The organism is Marinobacterium sp. MBR-109 (genome assembly GCF_040547565.1).
In the GTDB taxonomy this organism is placed as follows: Bacteria; Pseudomonadota; Gammaproteobacteria; order Pseudomonadales; family Balneatricaceae; genus Marinobacterium.
Genome location: NZ_JBEPPZ010000011.1, coordinates 38,454 through 54,730, shown reverse-complemented (window position 1 = coordinate 54,730; position 16,277 = coordinate 38,454). Strand labels below are relative to the sequence as shown.

Here is a 16,277-nt window from a genome sequence, read left to right as displayed (position 1 = left end):
TACAAACACATGTTCTACTGTATTAGAATGACTACATGTTTGATACAGGATTGCCCCCAATCAAGGAGTTCCTATGCACGTTGGCCTGTTCGGCTCGATCAAAAACCTGCTCCGCATGCTTGTGGCGCTGTTTCTACTGGTGGTTGTAGCCTTGACCGGCTTCGCCATGTATGGCCTTAAATATGAGGCTTTTCAATTCGATGACAATTTTGACCGCCGCATGGTGCCGCTGTATCAGGTCGAGCGCATTGGAGGCTTGATGGGGGACATCCGCTCACAGCTGCTGTTGAGCATTCAGCATCAACCCAACACTGAATTTGCCAATGCGCACAACCATCCCACAAGCCTGCACACTGATCTGGTGCGAGAGTACGAAGCTCAGATCCGTGAACTCTGGCAAGCGTTCATGTCGGTGCGTCATGGTGAAGAGGCCTCACAACTCGCCAGTGCGTTTGAGGAGCAATTTCAATTGTTTCTTGAGAAGGGCGTGACGCCCACGGTCGCACTGATTGAGCAGGGTAACTATGTCGGTGCCAACTGGCAGATCTTACAGCAGGTCAATCCGCTGTTCGCATCAGCTGACAAGGCACGAGCGGATTTGAGTGATCGCAAGCTTAGAGGTGCACGGGAAGCGCGGGCTGAAATAAGTGCAACCGGTAAGTTGCTGAATCTTGAGCTGCTGGCTGTGGGTATTCTGGGCTTGCTGCTGGCGTTTGGTTTTGCCTTCTTCGTGATCCGTCGCATCAACCGTGGCATGGATAATCTGGGCAGTATTGCTGATAGCATGGCGGCCGGTGATTTCCGTGACCAGTCACTGCCGTTCGCTTCGAATGACGATGAAGTGGGGCGTATCACCCAACGCTTCATCCAGACCCGCAGCAGCCTTGCCCAGCTGGCGCGTGAGATTGGTCAGGTGGGTGAATCTCTGAGTGAGCAGGCCGAACGAGGGGCTGCCATGGCCGAGCAGTCGCGCAGTGGCATTCAGGCACAAAAGGCAGAAACCGATTTGGTTGCAACCGCCATGTATGAGATGAACGCGACCGTACATGACGTGGCCAAGAGCGCGGCGACAGCCGCTGAAAGCGCCACGGCTGCGGATGAATCGGCTCACCATGGTCAGTCGGTGGTAACTGAAAGTGTCGACGGCATGAACCACCTTGCCTCCGAAGTAGAGTCTGCCGCTCAGGTGATAGCGGAGCTGGCCGAAGATGCTCAGGCGATTGGCAAGGTTGTGGATGTGATTCGTGAGATTGCGGAACAGACCAATTTGCTGGCGTTGAATGCGGCTATCGAGGCTGCCCGTGCAGGTGAGCAGGGGCGTGGTTTTGCGGTGGTGGCTGACGAGGTTCGCAGCCTTGCCGGTCGCACCCAGACTTCGACCACTGAAATTCATGACATGATCAGCCATCTGCAGGCTGCAGCGGTCAAAGCGGCCAAAGTGATGCAGCAGGGGCAGCAGCAGGCCAGTGATGGAGTGGAAAAGGCCGCGCGTGCCAATGAGGCGCTGGAGGCGATTATTCAGCAGATCATGCGCATGAACGATATGAACACTCAGATTGCCAGTGCCGCCGAAGAGCAAAGTTCTGTTGCCGATGAGATGAACCAGAATCTCAATCGCATCAACATGGCTGCAGACGAAACGTCGATTGCTGCAGACAGTGTGGCGGCGACCAGTCAGGAAATTGCGGCGCTTGCCATGCAGTTGAAAAAGGCTGTCAGCAAGTTCCAGCACTAAGCCTTTTGTTTTCGAGATACCCAAGGGCCTGTCGGTTGTTTACCGGCAGGCCTTTTTTGATGTTAATCCAGTCGGTGCCAGCGATTCTTGCCCAGTGCCTTGGCACGGTACATGGCATCGTCGGCACGGGTCAGCAGGGCATCCGCGCTGTTGCCGTCCTGTGGATAAAGTGCAATGCCGATTGAAGCGGACACCTGCAGCTGCAGCTGCCCCCGCTTGACCGGGCGACTAAGGCAATCCAGCAGTTTCTCTGCTACCTGCTCTGATGCGTCCGCCGTGGTGACCGTTTCCAGCATTACCACAAATTCATCCCCGCCAATGCGTGCACAGGTGTCCGTGCCCCTGAGCTGCTCGGTAATGCGGCCGGACAGCACCGACAGCAGGTCATCACCTGCATCGTGGCCATGCTGGTCGTTGATCTGCTTGAAACCGTCCAGGTCGATGAACATCAGGGCGAACTGATTGCCTTCACGATGAGCGCGGCGCAGGTTGCGGCCAAGGTGCTCGTTGAGCAGACTGCGGTTGGGCAGGCCTGTCAGCGGGTCGTGCATGGCCAGGAAGCGGATGCGTTCGATCCGCTTGTGCCGTTCCATCGCAATGGCTGCCAGGTGCGCCATGCGTTGCAGCAGCTGACGCTGAGTATCGTCCGGCACCGCCGGGCTCTGTGGATAACAGGCGAACACTCCGATCACTTCATCATAGGCCGCTACGATGGGCTGAGCCCAGCAGGCGGAGATGCCGTAGCGTTGTGCCTGATCGCGCCAGTCATGCCAGTGACTGTCTTGATGGATATCCGGGCAGATCGTGAGCCCTCGGCTGAGATATGCCTGTGCACAGGTGGTCCCTTCTGCTGTCAGACTTAGCCCCTCGCGGCGCTGCAGAAAATGGTTTGGCAGATTCGGGGCGCTTTTGACACTCAGGCGCCGACCGCTTTCGTCAGGCAGGAGTATCGCCGAACTGGCACCCGGGACGAGATTTTCAACCGTATTGCACAGCTGCAGCAGGACTTCCTCCAGCGAGTCACCGGTGGCAATCAGTTCCAGTACACTGCGCTCCAGCCGCAATATGCGTTCACTGGCGCGCAGGTGTTGTTCCCGTCTGACAGCATTGGTGATATCCAAGCACTGTACCAGCGTCAGGTTACTCTGGCTGAGTGGTTTGATCAGGATCGATTGGTACAGGGGCATCTGCTCGCCCCCCGGCGCACGCCGCCATAACGGCAGCAGGCGCTTGTGCAGCTGATGCGACAGGATTCGGCCCATGCGCAGCCGGCATCCGCTTTCAATGGCATCCAGCAGAGCGGGTGGCAGTTGGGCAGAAAACAGGCTTTCAATGGTGTGGCCAATAATATGCTGCTCGGTCAGACCGGTATGGCGGCTGAACCAGCGATTGCAAAAGATGATGCGACACTCACCGTCCAGCAGCAGTACACCGCCATCAAGGCTGTGCAGCAGGTCGGTACAGTCAAGGTTGTCAAGAACATCAGACAGGCAGGTACCCTGGAGTTCGGTCTGGCTCATGGGAAGTCGTCCTTCAGAGCAACTCGGCAAGATAGCTGCGAAGGGCCGTAATAAAGGTATCAGCCGAACGCAGGTCGATAATGAATGCCAGATAACCGCGCAGTGCACTGTGGCGCAGACTGAAGTCGATCTGAACCAGCATCACCAGTGTGTTTTCGTTATCCGAGTCGTACAGGCTCAGAGTACTGGGAAGGTCGGCTGCACTGACGCTGAACGCTTTGGGAATATCGGTCTGTACCTGTTGCTTCAACTGGTTGGCCAGCGTGGCCAGACAGTGGTTGAGCAGGATATTGCCCAGCTCCGCCAGTGTTTCCTGCTCCAGCTCGGTGATCTCATCGGCACTGAGCTCTTCACCGATCATGGCGTTAACCAGTTCCAGGCTGCGTGCTTCCGGAAACAGCAATGCGGCGCGACCGTTGATGAAGCCTTCAAAATCCTGCAACACACCGGCCAGAAACGAGGGCAGATCCTTGCGGAAGGCGGCCTGGGCTTCAGGTACGGAGATGAACTCCACGCGTGGCACCGACAGCAGTACTTCGTCATTGACCAGCTGTGACAATGCGTTAGCGGCACGGCCAACACCCAGGTTCATCAGTTCAACGATCAGATCGTGCTCATCGGGGCTGAACAGGTCCATTCAGGCCTCCTGACAAACAAAGGCAGCAAGCTGCTCGGCGGTGGTGGGCTTGGGCAGGAACGCCATTCCCATCTCACGGGCACGCTGGGCAAGCGCGTCCTGAATATTGGCGGTCACCAGTGCCATTCGCAGCTGCGGGAAGCGGGCACTGAGCGCCTCGGCCAGTTCGAGGCCATCACGGCCGGGCATGTTGAAATCGATCAGGGCGATATCGGCGTTTTCACTCTGCAGCAGGGTTTCAGCTGCATCGGCTGAGTCGGCTTCCAGTAAATTCAGTTCCAGCCCCAGAGATTTCAGCTGACGGCTGAGACTGAGACGGGCAATACGGCTGTCATCAACCAGCAGCAGGTTGATCGGTTTTGTTGTTGTCATGGTGTCAGCGTGTCATCGCAGGAATAAAGCGAAAAGTTTAACAAGTGAAGCAATTTTAGTCAGCTGATTTAGGGAATAACCCTTAAATCAGGTTATGTTACTGCGTGTATTAAAACGTATAGGAAACGGCAAGAGAGCCAAAACTGTGGTTGTCTTGCTGGGCTTCAAACTGACGCGTGCGGTAGATGCGGGCGTAGGAAAGCTTCCACTGTTGCCAGGTGGCGGCAACGCCAAAGGCGGCATCCCCAACAAGAGGCTCCTTGTCGACACTGTGACTGCTGCGCCAGGTATTACCGTCAAGAAAAATATCCTGCAGTACCCAGCGGCCATCGACTGATACAAAGCCGTGAATGCCCCAGTGATGCCGAAAACGGGGGTCGCCCTGCCCTGGCACGCTGTTATCACCCCCAGGGCGCAGTGCCGATGTACCAAAGTCGTGCGGCAGATGCTTGCCGATGCGATATTCAGCTCCGGTGTTCAGGTAGGTTGCCACATTGCCCAGACTGCCGCCAGCATGCAACAGAATCTCATGCTCCCAATCCTTGCCCAGAGAGCGGCGCAGCCAGCGATTCTTGTGTTCATAGATCAGCTGCAGTCCTGGTTCATTGCGCAACTGGTTGTTCCAGCCGTTGAATTTGTCGATGCCACGCAGGTCGTGAATAAAGTCCTGTGACTCCTGTGCCAGTGCGGCGGGTCCCACCATGCCCAGATTCACCTCAAAGGAGTTCATCCGGTTTCGGGTCTGGGTATGGTAGCCAAAGCCCATGTATAGCCAGCCGGCGTAGGGGCGGTCGGTTGGGTCGAGGCTGGTACGTTCGCGGTCCTGCGGCGTGTATATCAGTTGCCCCAGAGTGAAAATCAGGCGGCGACTGACATTCTGCCCCAGTCGTACCGCTTCTGGGTCAAGTGGAGCCAGCAGGCGGTTGGCATCGCGCATCCAGCCAGGGAGGTCGGGGTCGTCGATAAAACTTTCGATTTCAGGTGACACAAAGGACAGCCTTAACCCATTGGTGTATTGCTGGTCGGTATCACTGAACAGGTCGTTTTCGAAATAGAAATTGGCAGTCCAGCTTTGATCCGGGTTGATCGCAGGGACTTCAGCCGGCGATGTCTCGGCGGCTGATGCAGCAGTGGTCAGGCAACCGATGGTCAGTAGACAGAGGGTGTACTTCACTTTCGACGCCACTGACCGTTGCCGTCCTGAATATACTCCCCGGCAGGGGCCATCTCCTGCAGGCGCTGGCCGGTGCGCAGCTCCATTACGTCCAGTGAAACCCCGGCCTTGCTGGCTTTCTGCTGATACAGGGCGCGGCGCTTGCTGTTGATTTCATTGACCATCGCCTTGACATCTGCGCTGGGGCTTGAGGTTACGATGCCGAGGTAGCCGGTGGCTCTTTCGCCTACCATGCCGCTTGACTTGGCCTCATCCAGTGAAAGGGCAAAGGCAGGCATGCTCAGGCTCAGGGCCAGCAGGCCAGCAGTCAGGATTTTGCTCAGTGTGCGCAACATGATTCGTCCCTCAGAATAGTTCGCTGTTTTCATCCAGCATGGAGTCAATTTCCTTGTCGACCTTGACCAGAATCTCATGCTTGATTTTTACGTTGAGATTTATGGTGATCGGCTCTGATGGTGCTGCCACCTGTACAGTCGGGGTGCAGCCGGCTGAGACAAGCAGACCAAGCGCGCAGAATGTTGCGGGCAGCAGTTGTCGGCTGGGCATGGTAGGTTCCTTTTCTTGCTGGGCTGTATGCGATCAGACAGGGAATCGCAGCTTTGGTTTCCATTGAGCAGCAGCTTAGCTTAAACCAGCCTTAACGGAAACGAACTAGCGGCGGAAACGACGGTCGATGGAGTCGGTCACTCGGCCCGTGAGCTGCAGTGTACGCAGCAGAGCGAGCAGGTTTTCCTCAATATTCAGGTTGAGATCGACCGGCCGGCCCTGCTGCCAGCCGGGATTGTACCCCTTGAGCCGGGCGCGCATGTCGGCGTCACCGTTTGGCTGGTAGTCGAGCTTGAGGTCCAGCAGCTCAAAACGCAGGTCGGTCAGAGCCCTCAGTGCCAGCTGGACACCGGGGTTCTGTTGTCCCATCAGCGCGACTTCAGGTGTAGGCTGGTAGCGGATAACGCCGCCTTCAGCACCGCTGCGCAGGTGACCGTTGTGGATGCTGATCTCATTGCCGTTGATACGGATCGGCAGTTCTCCCCCCAGCACCCCGCTGCCATAGAGCCCCTCTTGAGGATACAGCTCCAGAATTCGGCTCAAGTCAAAGGCAGACACGGCAAGGCGGGTTTCAAGATCGGGCTTGAGAGGATCAAAGCCAACCGCCGGTACGGCGATGATGCCATCGAGTGCAGACAGGCTGAAAGCTGTCAGCTGTAGCCAGTAGCGGCTGTTGCCGTAGCCGGTGAGGGCGTAGTCGAGATCCGGCCCATAGATCCGGAGGCCCGTATCGGTATGGCCGATACTGAGGTTTCCACGAGCGCTTAAACGACCATTCGGTGCAAGTTCGAGCCGGCTGTCCAAGTTCAGGTTATGGATATGGGTATTGTCCAGGCTAAGGTTGGCCTGAGTCAGGCCGGGTCGCAGCTCCAGCTGCCACTGGCCTTCGTTTAATCTTAGTTCACCGCGGGCCTGAAGCTGCCCTTGGTGGACATCCGGCCAGACCCTTTGCTGTGGCAGCAGGCGCTTCAGTGTCGGCAGCAGTGAAGCGAGTTGAACCGGCGGCAGATTGAGGCCGACGCGACCATTCAGGCGGGCATCCAGTGTCAGCTCGGTGTCCAGCTGCAGCGGCGGTTCCTGAGTACGCAGGGTGATGGGCCCCTTGATCTGCATGGCGTGTGGCAGCCACTGCAGGTCTGCGCTCAAGCTGATCGGGGGCAGCTCAGGCATATCCTGCCGCTGCAGTACCAACCGGGTTGAAGGTTTCAATTGCAGTCGAATCGAACCATCGAGAAATTGCAGGCGGGCCTGTAGATCCAGATCGCTGTTCGGCACAGCATTGCGGCCTGGCAACCTGAGCCTGGCTGCAATGTCGTGATGACTGTCGAGCCGCAGCAGTGTTTGAACATCGGATGCCAGCTGGGCGGGCAGTTCCAGTCGGCTGTTCAACTTCAGTACGCCACTGAGCGGGCGCACCTCTTCTGGCAGCGCAATCTGAAATGATTCAAGGGCACTGCGCAGGGGCTCGATCTGTACCGTTGTTTCGGCTTCGAATTTCCAGCTGTGTGGGTCAGGAGTCAGTCTCAGATCGCTTTGGACCAGGGGTTGACGAGTATCACTGAAACTCAGTTGCAGCTGATAGTCGGGATCAAAATTGAAATCGAGGTAGCCAAGTGGCTTTTGGTCAAGCTTGATTTGGAAACGTCCCTGCAGCAGCTGTGGTTCCAGATCCACATTGCCGAGCAGGGTCAGGGGTGGCTGCTCCGGCGCCGTGTAGTTCAGTTCCAGCTGGGCAATCACCAGTCGTCTTGAGGGGGCGTAGCTGAACAGCTGCTGTGGGTGAAAGCGGTTCAGAGCGATCGGCTCGGGTTGTCGCTGAATTTGTTCAGCACGGCCCTTGAGCGAATGATCGGCAACGATATCGAGGCGAGCCTGTTGCACACGCAGCTCGGCCAGTTGTCCCTGCAGCAGGTTCATCGGGTCGAACTGCAGTTCGATATTATCGGCACTGAGTGTTACGCGCCGGCCATCGCCGGCCTGGCTGACGCTGAGGTGATCAATCTGAAGTTTTTCCCATGAAGGGTGGCGCATGGTAAATGCCGGTGCAACAAAGCCTTGCTCAGCCAGCCAGCGCTCAACCAGGTACTGGGCGCTCCAGGGCAGGGACAGCCAGGCCATGCCAGCCAGCAACAGTGGCAGCAGAAAGAGCAGGCCCAGCCACTTTTTCATGGCAACTTGCGGACTATGTTAAGGCCGTCGCGCACGGTGAGAAACACGTTTTCCACCCCGGGGTCGGCGGCGATGAAGCGGTTGGTTTCAACCAGAATGTCGTCAATGTCGGATTCTGGCTGTACCACCTTGCCTGACCAGAGCACGTTGTCGAGGATGATTAGCCCACCGGGACGGGTCATCTGTTTAACGCGCTGATAGTAGTTGAGGTAGTTGCGTTTGTCGGCATCAATGAAGGTGAAGTCGAGCTCCAGATCCAGTGTTTCCAGCGTATCCAGAGCGCGGCCGAAGATGACCTCGATCTTGTGACCGTGCTCGCTGCGATCGAAAAACCCCTGGGCAAACTCAATGGCGCGAGGGTTGGTTTCACAGCAGATCAGTTTGCCATCGGCCGGCATGCCTTCTGCGATGGATAGGGCGGAGTAGCCGGTGAACATGCCGATCTCCAGTGCGTTTTTCGGCTGCACCAGTGCAGACAGCAGTTTCAGGGTACGACCAACAAGTCGGCCCGACAGTTTCTGTGGCCAGCCCATGTTGAGGTTGGTCTGATCGATCAGCTCCTGCAGCAGTGGCGGCTCTGAACGGGTGTTAACAAAAGCATAGTCTTCAATGGTTTCATCAACCAGAAAGTCGGGCATGGCGGTGTACCTGAATCACAAACGGCAAAGTGCAATTCTAGCATTACCCCGGTGTACTTTTCCCGGTCAGGGATATTGATACCGAAATGCGGCCTGATCTTTTACAATCTGCGCTGATTTGAAGGAGAGTTCTGATGTACGAAGCTTTGTATCTGTTTCTGGCGACCGGCCTGGTGTCCATGTCGGCGGCGCTGAGTGCCGGTGCGCTGAACAAATTGCCGGAAGAAAGGCGTCCGGCGTTCATGCAAACCCGCAATGGTGCGGTGACGGTAGTGATGGCCGGCAATCTTGGGGCGCTGACGTTGATCGGCGCGCTGGCCTACGGGATTCGGCATCTGGACTGGTGGATTCCCGTCAGCTGTCTGTTCATCACCTTCCCGGTGGTGCATCTGGTGCTGATTCAGCGCCTGCTGGGTGACCTCAAGGCGTTGTTGCTGATGCTGCCGCTGGTGTTGGCGTCCATTGTGGCCCTTTGGTACTTCTGGTAAGGCCATGATTTCCGTTGTGGGGTATGGCTCGCTGCTGTCGGAGCAGTCCGCGCGCGAAACTGTTCCGAATCTAAGCAATTACCGTTTGGTTCGGGTACCGGGCTACCGCCGCGTGTTTGATAAGGTGGGCATCGTGTTCATCAGTCGGCATGGCATGTCATCGGACAGTCTGGAGCTGGCCTCCTGCTCCACCGAAGCGGCAGACGGTATCGACATCATTGCCGCTCAGTTCGAGTGCAGCGAATCTGACTTTCTTGAGCTGTACGAACGCGAGCATCGTTATCGCTGGATCGAGGTGGAAACGTGTCATCTGGACACGGGCGAGCCTTCTCGAGGACGCATGTGCACCGGCTATTCTGATACGGATTACCGCCTCAACAAGTGTGTCACTGAGGCGGAATATCAGCGCCGGGTCGGGCAGTATTACGCGGGTCCGCTTTGGCGGCGCGATATTCTGCCGAATCCGCGCTATCTTGGCTTCTGCCTGCAGTCGGCGGCCACACAGGGCGAGTCGGTATTGCAGAATTTCCTGGATACCAGTTTCACCGCGGATGGCCGCTCCGTGCGGCAGTATCTGGCGGATAACCCCGGCCTGATATCGGCCGAGGTGATCGAATACAGCTACCGCTGATCAGCTCAGCAGCGGCTCCAGCCAGCGAGCAATTCGCAGCAGGTCGTCATCACTGTGCGGCTGCCCGATCAGCTGAATCCCCAGTGGCAGATTGTTGGCATCGGTCAGCCCCGGCAGTGTTACCACCGGCAGCCCCATCGCTTGCCAGGGGCGGCTCATATGGGGAGCTCCGGTCCGTTCATGCCCTTCGGGCGCCACGCCCGGTGCGGCCGGTGCGAGCATGGCATCCACATCCGGGTAGCGTTGAGCCAGCTCGTCACGGATATCCGCCACTGCCTGCAGGGATGCCAGATAATCGGCGCGGGGAGTTGCCAGGCCGGTTGCTATCAGATCCTGCAGTGCCGGACTCAAAAGATCGGGCTGGCCTGACTCAAGCGCAAGGTTGCGAGCCGCCTCATACGCCATGATCAGGCCATGATGCTGTACCAGCTCACCCAGCCAGTCACTGTTGTCGGGCTCTATCACGTCTACCCCCTGACTGCGCAGAATGGTGGCGGCCCGCTCGATGGCGGCCGCCATGTCCGGCTCGACCTCACCGGCGGCATCGCCCCGACACAGAAGGATGCGTTTGGGTTGCAGTGCATCAGCTGTGGTCATCGGCTCTGGCTGTCGCAGCAGAATGGCGCGCAGCAGCTCGATATCTTCGACCTGGCGGCTGAACAGCCCGAGTGAATCCAGAGATTGTCCCAATGGCTGTATGCCGCGCAATGAGAACTCCCCACGGGTACCCACATAACCGACCGTACCGCAGTAGGCTGCCGGCCTGATGACGGATGCAGCGGTCTGTGAGCCCAGTGCCGCCGGCACCATTCCATCGGCGACAGCCGCCGCCGAACCACTGGAAGAGCCGCCCGGCGTTCGCTTCAGATCGCGTGGGTTGGCGGTCTTGCCTGGTTTGAAATAGGCGAATTCGGTTGTGACCGTCTTGCCGATAATAATACCGCCTGCCTGACGCAGGAGTGCAACGCAGCTGGCATCGTCGACCGGCTGACGGCCTTTGTGGATGGGGGACCCCATCTCGGTCGGCATGTCGGCCGTATCGATAATGTCCTTGATGCCGATGGGCAGCCCTTTCAGCAGGCTGGTTTCATAAAATGACTGGTGATTGCGGTAGTGTTCGAGGCAGGATTCGGCGTCAAGGCGGTGCTGCCAGGCACCAACCTCAGGCTCGCGGGCCTCGATTTGAGCGAGGCAAGCCTCCAGCAGCTCCAGCGCTGTGCAGTGACCTTCCTCGATAAGATTCAGGGCCTGTCGCAGGCTAATGGGGGTTGCCAACTTGTTACTGTTCATCTGCGCCACTCCACAGGGTCAATACGGCGGGAAAAGGATCGGGGCATCAGTTTGGCGCCATACGGCTCAGGGGTAAAGCGCCGTTAATCAACCCGTTACAAATTGTTACAGGTTTTTACACCACATGTATCACGCATGGTTGCCTGCAAAGGTAATCAGCATTACTCTTTTCGTCTGCTGCATGCGACTGCGACCAAAGTAGCAACATAACAATAACGAGTGTGCCCCAATGAGTCTCTATCAGAGTATTGAAAAAACCTTCTTTCATAGCCTGACCCGCAAAATCTGCGGCAATGTGCTTTTCCTTGTGCTCCCCAGCCTGATTCTGATCGGTCTTGGCTACTGGCTTCATTTATCGCTGCAGGATCTGCAGACGGCCTTGGCCGATACGCCGGATGCTGGACAGCAGGTTGCGCAGCTTGCGCAGATCACCGGTGTGGCAGCCGGTGCCATGCTGGTGGTTACCCTCGTGGTAGCCGGTTTCGCCCTGTTTTTCATGCGCCATCTTTTTCTGCGACCGATTCACAGCATGACGCGGGTCCTGAGGGCGGTGAAAGACAAGGATGGCGACATCTCGGCAACATTACCGGTGCAGACTCAGGATGAGATTGCGCGCATGGCGGAAAGCTACAATCACTTTTCGGCCAGTCTGAAGCAGATGATTGCCGATACCCGTCAGCGCAGTGTGCGTGTATCGCTCAGTGCCAGCCAGTTGCAGCAGGTGGTGCTGGCCGCGAAGGGGTCGGCCGAAGAACAGGTGTCGAAGGCGCAGGCAGTGTTTCAGGCCAGTCAGGAGTCCACCACGGCGATTGAGGGGATCGCGGCACACACCCAAAGCATTTCCGAACGCAACAGCCACAACCTGGCTGAGGTGAAGGATTCCAGTGCTGAGCTGGTACGGGTCAGTGAGCAGGTGGCGACCATCGAGTCCCAGGTGAAGGAGTTTCAGCAGGTTGTGGGGCAACTGGCGGAAAATTCCGCCAGCATCATCAGCATCCTCTCTCTGGTACAGGGATTCTCCGAGCAGACCAATCTGCTGGCACTGAATGCGTCCATTGAAGCGGCGCGTGCCGGTGAGGCAGGGCGGGGGTTTGCCGTGGTTGCGGATGAAGTGCGTACGCTGTCTCAGAAAGTGAACACAGCCACAGGCGAGATCGACAGCAAGATCAACGCCATGGTGTCGCTTGTGGAAAGTACCCGCAGCGGGGCCGAAGTGATTATGCAGAACGTGTCGGATACGGATGGCTTCATTTCTCAAACCAGTCGTCGTTTCAGCACCATGGTGAGTGACTTTGAAGCACTGAACAGCCAGCTGGGCGAGATCAGCGCTGCCATTGAAGAGCTGTCCTATACCAATCGGCACAGCCATGAACAGGTGTCCGATATAACCCGGTTGGCTGACAGCATTCGTCAGGAAATGGAAGTGTCGAGCCAGCACTCGCAGGAGCTGGACGGTGCAACCGAGGAGATGCAGGAGTTGCTGTCGCGCTTCACCATCGGTTATGGCGGCTTTGAGCAGATCATCACCACAACGCGGGAATGGGCACGGATGGTAGAGGCCGAGCTGGAGAATCTGGCGGCTCAGGGGCAGGACCTGTTCGATACCAATTATGTTCGTACCAACAAGGGGCAGTTGCCGGAGAAGTATGACACCCGTTACACGGATGCCTATGAAGCCCGCCTGCGGCCGCTGTTTGACCGCTGTATTACTGAAAACGATGCCTTCCTGGTGGCTGCGGGGTTTGATTTGAACGGATACTGCCCGGCGAACAATACGCGCGTATCCAAGCCGCTGACGGGTGATTTTGAAGTGGACAATGCCCTGAGTCGTCACCGCCGCATTTTTGCCGGCACGCGCGCCGAGATTCGCCGCGCGTCCCATGACTCGCCGTTTCTGTTGCAGACCTTTATTCGTGACACCGGTGAAATCCTGAATTCGCTATCGGTCCCTCTGTTCGTGAATGGCCGTCGCTGGGGCAGCTTCTGTGTTGCCTTCACGCCAGATCACCTGCTCAACGCGACCCGCGACTGACATTGACGGGCTCATCTGAAAGCGGCATGCCGACATCGGCGTGCCGCTTTTTTTTGGAAAAACCCAAAACTTCATATCTCTATAATCAATATTAAATATTGATTATTTTGTGTTTCTTCAAAATAAAGTTTTGAATAATCGCGTGTTATTCAAAATTAAATATTGATGATGGTATCATGAAAATAAATTGAGTTTATTTTAACCAGCGGCAACTCCATTCACCCCCAGGCAAAACAGGTTGCTGAAAAATAACGAAAAAACGCTAAACAACGGCAAAAACTTGCCGATATAAAATAGCGTGGTCGTTGTTGATTTTTTGACCATGTACCGGCGATACTTACTCGCAGCTTAATTCGGTTGCTGCTTGAGGAGTTGGCCCGTATTTTGCGTGTAATATGGCAATAGAGATGAAAACAGGGTAATTCCCTTCCGCCTGTCCAGCTGGGTTCAGAGCACACAATATGGTGACTGCACATAACATGATCGTCGCACTCGATATCGGCACCTCAAAGGTGGTGTGTCTGGTGGGCGAATTGACTCCACAGGGCACCATCGAAATTATCGGTGTCGGCTCTCAGCCTTCGCGGGGGCTGAAACGCGGTGTGGTGGTCAACATCGAATCGACGGTCAGCTCGATCCAGCGTGCGGTTGAAGAAGCCGAGCTGATGGCTGGCTGTAAGGTTCACGGCGTGACCGTGGGCATTGCCGGCAGCCATATTAACAGTCTCAACTCTCATGGCATCGTGGCGGTACGCGACCGTGAAGTGTCTGACTACGATCTTGAGCGAGTGATTGATGCAGCACGTGCCGTGGCCATTCCGGCAGATCAGAAAATCATCCATATCCTGCCGCAGGAATACCTGATCGATAATCAGGAAGGGATCAAGGAACCGCTGGGAATGTCCGGCGTTCGCCTTGAGGCCAAGGTTCATCTGATTACCGGCGCAATCAACGCGATTCAGAACATCGAAAAGTGTGTACGTCGCTGTGGCCTTGAGGTCGATGCGGTGGTGCTGCAGCAGCTGGCATCCAGTTACTCCGTACTGACCGATGACGAAAAGGATCTGGGGGTCTGTATTGTCGATATCGGCGGTGGCACCACTGATATTGCGGTATTTACCGGCGGTTCCATCCGTCACACGGCCGTGATTCCGATCGCCGGCGATCAGGTCACCAGTGATATCGCCATGGCGCTGCGCACCCCGACCCAGCATGCCGAGCAGATCAAGATCAAATATGCCTGTGCGCTGGCGCAGCTGGCCAGGGCAGACGAAATGATCAAGGTGCCCAGTGTTGGCGACCGCGCGCCGCGCGACCTGTCACGCCAGGCACTGGCTGAGGTGGTCGAGCCGCGTTATGAAGAGCTGTTTACACTGGTGCAGTCGGAGTTGCGCCGCAGCGGTTTCGAGGATCTGGTGGCTGCCGGCATCGTGCTGACCGGGGGGACTGCCAAGATGGAAGGTGCTGTTGAGCTGGCGGAAGAGATTTTTCACATGCCGGTACGGCTGGCCAAGCCGCAGGGTATCCGTGGTCTGGAGGCTCAATTGAGCAACCCCATTTATGCCACCGTCATTGGCCTGCTGCACTACGCACGACAGGATCATGGGCCGGTCAGTCCGGTGCCGGAAATAGAAGAATACGAAGACAGCCTGCGGCCACAACGCAGCGCTGAAGGCAGTCTGTTCTCGCGCATGAAGAACTGGCTGCAGGGCAATTTTTAAGTTTGGGCAAACAGCGGCACCCGGCGACAGAGCGGGGCCGTATCTGGAGGGGATGAATATGTTTGAGCTGGTGGATAGTGTACCTCAGAGTGCTGTAATCAAGGTGGTCGGTGTTGGTGGCGGTGGTGGTAATGCCGTCAACCACATGGTAACCACCGAACTGGAGGGTGTGGATTTCATCTGCGCCAATACCGATGCGCAGGCACTGAACAGCATGGCGGCCAAAACGGCTCTGCATATCGGTGGAGAGCTGACCAAGGGGCTGGGCGCCGGTGCCAACCCCGAAGTGGGGCGTCAGGCTGCGCTGGAAGATCGTGAGCGCATCGCGGCAACCCTGTCCGGTGCCGACATGGTATTCATCACGGCAGGCATGGGTGGCGGTACCGGCACCGGTGCCGCTCCGATTGTGGCGGAAGTGGCTCGCGAAATGGGCATTCTGACCGTGGCGGTCGTGACCAAGCCGTTCCCGTTTGAAGGCCGTCGTCGCAAGAAAATAGCCGAAGAGGGTATCCGTGAACTGCAGGAGCATGTTGATTCGCTGATCATCATCCCCAACGAAAAACTGCTGCCGGTACTGGGCAAGAACTGTACTTTGGTCAGTGCCTTCGGTACGGCCAATGATGTGCTCAAGGGCGCGGTGCAGGGGATCGCGGATCTGATCATCCGCCCCGGCATGATCAACGTGGATTTTGCCGACGTGCGTACCGTGATGTCCGAAATGGGCATGGCGATGATGGGTACCGGTGTCGCCCGCGGTGAGAACCGTGCCCGTGAAGCGGCCGAGGCGGCGATTAACAGCCCGCTGCTGGAAGATATCGACCTGAAAGGCGCCAGCGGCATTCTGGTTAATATTACCGCCGGCCTGGATCTCAGTCTGGGTGAGTTCTCCGAGGTCGGTGATCTGGTCGAAGAGTATGCCTCTGAAAACGCCACTATTGTGGTAGGTACCGTCATCGATCCTGAGCTGTCTGACGAGCTCAAGGTCACTGTTGTCGCTACGGGTCTGGAGCGTGCTCAAGCTGCCGAGTCCCGTGTCGTGAACGGTGATACCAGCGCACCGCGTGCACAGTCTTCGCGTACGGTGAAAACGGCTGATTTCAATCAGCTTGAGCTGCCGACAGTGCTGCGTAATCGTCAGAATGAAGAGAAGTCGCGCCCGGTACAGAATGAGCTGACTGAAGCGCAGGTGGATTCAGTGCCGATGAAAAAGACCGGCACTGACGATATGGATTTTCTGGATATCCCGGCGTTTCTGCGCCGTCAGGCAGACTGATTGCATGATGACCCCCGGCTGACGCCGGGGTGCCCTCCTGAATTCCCGCCC

Annotated in this window: 15 protein-coding genes; 6 read left to right on the top strand and 9 right to left on the bottom strand. The window is 57.0% G+C overall.

The genetic code is table 11. The features are described from left to right. The first annotated feature begins 73 nt into the window (after positions 1–73). The gene (locus tag ABIE60_RS13620; RefSeq protein ID WP_354470069.1) at positions 74–1,735 is read left to right on the top strand and encodes a methyl-accepting chemotaxis protein; all 1,662 of its coding nucleotides are present in this window, start codon (positions 74–76) and stop codon (positions 1,733–1,735) included. 62 nt (positions 1,736–1,797) lie between these two features. On the opposite strand, the gene ABIE60_RS13615 is transcribed toward ABIE60_RS13620, so the two are convergent. The 8 genes from ABIE60_RS13615 to ABIE60_RS13580 form a co-directional block, all read right to left on the bottom strand. Further along, on the bottom strand, positions 1,798–3,255 hold the full coding sequence (locus ABIE60_RS13615) for a diguanylate cyclase domain-containing protein (protein WP_354470068.1): 1,458 nt from the start codon (positions 3,253–3,255) through the stop codon (positions 1,798–1,800). A gap of 13 nt (positions 3,256–3,268) precedes the next feature. Beyond that, positions 3,269–3,892 (bottom strand): chemotaxis protein CheC, encoded by a 624-nt coding sequence (locus ABIE60_RS13610; protein ID WP_354470067.1) that lies wholly within the window; start codon positions 3,890–3,892, stop codon positions 3,269–3,271. Next, complete coding sequence (locus tag ABIE60_RS13605; RefSeq protein WP_354470066.1) at positions 3,893–4,264, bottom strand: response regulator; 372 nt, start codon at positions 4,262–4,264, stop codon at positions 3,893–3,895. A 109-nt stretch (positions 4,265–4,373) separates the two neighbouring features. Beyond that, positions 4,374–5,450, bottom strand: a complete 1,077-nt coding sequence (locus tag ABIE60_RS13600) for a lipid A deacylase LpxR family protein (RefSeq protein ID WP_354470065.1) — start codon at positions 5,448–5,450, stop codon at positions 4,374–4,376. Beyond that, positions 5,435–5,773 carry a YdbL family probable chaperone protein gene (locus ABIE60_RS13595; RefSeq protein WP_354470064.1) on the bottom strand — a complete coding sequence of 113 codons (339 nt, stop codon included), beginning with the start codon at positions 5,771–5,773 and terminating at the stop codon, positions 5,435–5,437. Before ABIE60_RS13595 ends, ABIE60_RS13600 begins: the two co-directional genes overlap by 16 nt. 10 nt (positions 5,774–5,783) lie before the next feature. Continuing rightward, complete coding sequence (locus tag ABIE60_RS13590; RefSeq protein ID WP_354470063.1) at positions 5,784–5,984, bottom strand: YnbE family lipoprotein; 201 nt, start codon at positions 5,982–5,984, stop codon at positions 5,784–5,786. 105 nt (positions 5,985–6,089) lie between these two features. Beyond that, positions 6,090–8,153 carry an intermembrane phospholipid transport protein YdbH family protein gene (locus ABIE60_RS13585; protein WP_354470062.1) on the bottom strand — a complete coding sequence of 688 codons (2,064 nt, stop codon included), beginning with the start codon at positions 8,151–8,153 and terminating at the stop codon, positions 6,090–6,092. Further along, the gene (locus tag ABIE60_RS13580) at positions 8,150–8,791 is read right to left on the bottom strand and encodes an O-methyltransferase (RefSeq protein WP_354470061.1); all 642 of its coding nucleotides are present in this window, start codon (positions 8,789–8,791) and stop codon (positions 8,150–8,152) included. The genes ABIE60_RS13585 and ABIE60_RS13580 overlap by 4 nt, the downstream gene beginning before the upstream one ends. Positions 8,792–8,925: 134 nt before the next feature. On the opposite strand from ABIE60_RS13580, the gene ABIE60_RS13575 reads away from it, so the two are divergent. Further along, complete coding sequence (locus ABIE60_RS13575) at positions 8,926–9,279, top strand: hypothetical protein (RefSeq protein ID WP_354470060.1); 354 nt, start codon at positions 8,926–8,928, stop codon at positions 9,277–9,279. Positions 9,280–9,283: 4 nt separating this feature from the next. Continuing rightward, entirely contained in the window at positions 9,284–9,910 is a 627-nt protein-coding gene (locus ABIE60_RS13570; RefSeq protein WP_354470059.1) for a gamma-glutamylcyclotransferase, read from the top strand. On the opposite strand, the gene ABIE60_RS13565 is transcribed toward ABIE60_RS13570, so the two are convergent. After that, a complete protein-coding gene (locus tag ABIE60_RS13565; protein WP_354470058.1) occupies positions 9,911–11,200 on the bottom strand; it encodes an amidase in 1,290 nt (429 codons plus the stop codon). A 229-nt stretch (positions 11,201–11,429) separates the two neighbouring features. Here ABIE60_RS13565 and ABIE60_RS13560 point away from each other — a divergent pair, with 229 nt between their 5' ends. The 3 genes from ABIE60_RS13560 (at position 11,430) to ftsZ (ending at position 16,226) form a co-directional block, all read left to right on the top strand. After that, a complete protein-coding gene (locus ABIE60_RS13560) occupies positions 11,430–13,232 on the top strand; it encodes a methyl-accepting chemotaxis protein (protein ID WP_354470057.1) in 1,803 nt (600 codons plus the stop codon). A 461-nt stretch (positions 13,233–13,693) separates the two neighbouring features. After that, the gene (gene ftsA, locus ABIE60_RS13555; RefSeq protein WP_354470056.1) at positions 13,694–14,953 is read left to right on the top strand and encodes a cell division protein FtsA; all 1,260 of its coding nucleotides are present in this window, start codon (positions 13,694–13,696) and stop codon (positions 14,951–14,953) included. A 58-nt stretch (positions 14,954–15,011) separates the two neighbouring features. Then, positions 15,012–16,226 (top strand): cell division protein FtsZ, encoded by a 1,215-nt coding sequence (ftsZ, locus tag ABIE60_RS13550; protein WP_354470055.1) that lies wholly within the window; start codon positions 15,012–15,014, stop codon positions 16,224–16,226. Positions 16,227–16,277: the final 51 nt, after the last annotated feature.

What these genes read in the sequence shown, in the direction of transcription:
- ABIE60_RS13620 (WP_354470069.1), top strand. Translation starts at nt 74, where the DNA reads ATGCACGTTGGCCTGTTCGGCTCGATCAAAAACCTGCTCCGCATGCTT.
- ABIE60_RS13615 (WP_354470068.1), bottom strand. Translation starts at nt 3,255, where the DNA reads ATGAGCCAGACCGAACTCCAGGGTACCTGCCTGTCTGATGTTCTTGAC.
- ABIE60_RS13610 (WP_354470067.1), bottom strand. Translation starts at nt 3,892, where the DNA reads ATGGACCTGTTCAGCCCCGATGAGCACGATCTGATCGTTGAACTGATG.
- ABIE60_RS13605 (WP_354470066.1), bottom strand. Translation starts at nt 4,264, where the DNA reads ATGACAACAACAAAACCGATCAACCTGCTGCTGGTTGATGACAGCCGT.
- ABIE60_RS13595 (WP_354470064.1), bottom strand. Translation starts at nt 5,773, where the DNA reads ATGTTGCGCACACTGAGCAAAATCCTGACTGCTGGCCTGCTGGCCCTG.
- ABIE60_RS13590 (WP_354470063.1), bottom strand. Translation starts at nt 5,984, where the DNA reads ATGCCCAGCCGACAACTGCTGCCCGCAACATTCTGCGCGCTTGGTCTG.
- ABIE60_RS13585 (WP_354470062.1), bottom strand. Translation starts at nt 8,153, where the DNA reads ATGAAAAAGTGGCTGGGCCTGCTCTTTCTGCTGCCACTGTTGCTGGCT.
- ABIE60_RS13580 (WP_354470061.1), bottom strand. Translation starts at nt 8,791, where the DNA reads ATGCCCGACTTTCTGGTTGATGAAACCATTGAAGACTATGCTTTTGTT.
- ABIE60_RS13575 (WP_354470060.1), top strand. Translation starts at nt 8,926, where the DNA reads ATGTACGAAGCTTTGTATCTGTTTCTGGCGACCGGCCTGGTGTCCATG.
- ABIE60_RS13570 (WP_354470059.1), top strand. Translation starts at nt 9,284, where the DNA reads ATGATTTCCGTTGTGGGGTATGGCTCGCTGCTGTCGGAGCAGTCCGCG.
- ABIE60_RS13565 (WP_354470058.1), bottom strand. Translation starts at nt 11,200, where the DNA reads ATGAACAGTAACAAGTTGGCAACCCCCATTAGCCTGCGACAGGCCCTG.
- ABIE60_RS13560 (WP_354470057.1), top strand. Translation starts at nt 11,430, where the DNA reads ATGAGTCTCTATCAGAGTATTGAAAAAACCTTCTTTCATAGCCTGACC.
- ftsA (WP_354470056.1), top strand. Translation starts at nt 13,694, where the DNA reads ATGGTGACTGCACATAACATGATCGTCGCACTCGATATCGGCACCTCA.
- ftsZ (WP_354470055.1), top strand. Translation starts at nt 15,012, where the DNA reads ATGTTTGAGCTGGTGGATAGTGTACCTCAGAGTGCTGTAATCAAGGTG.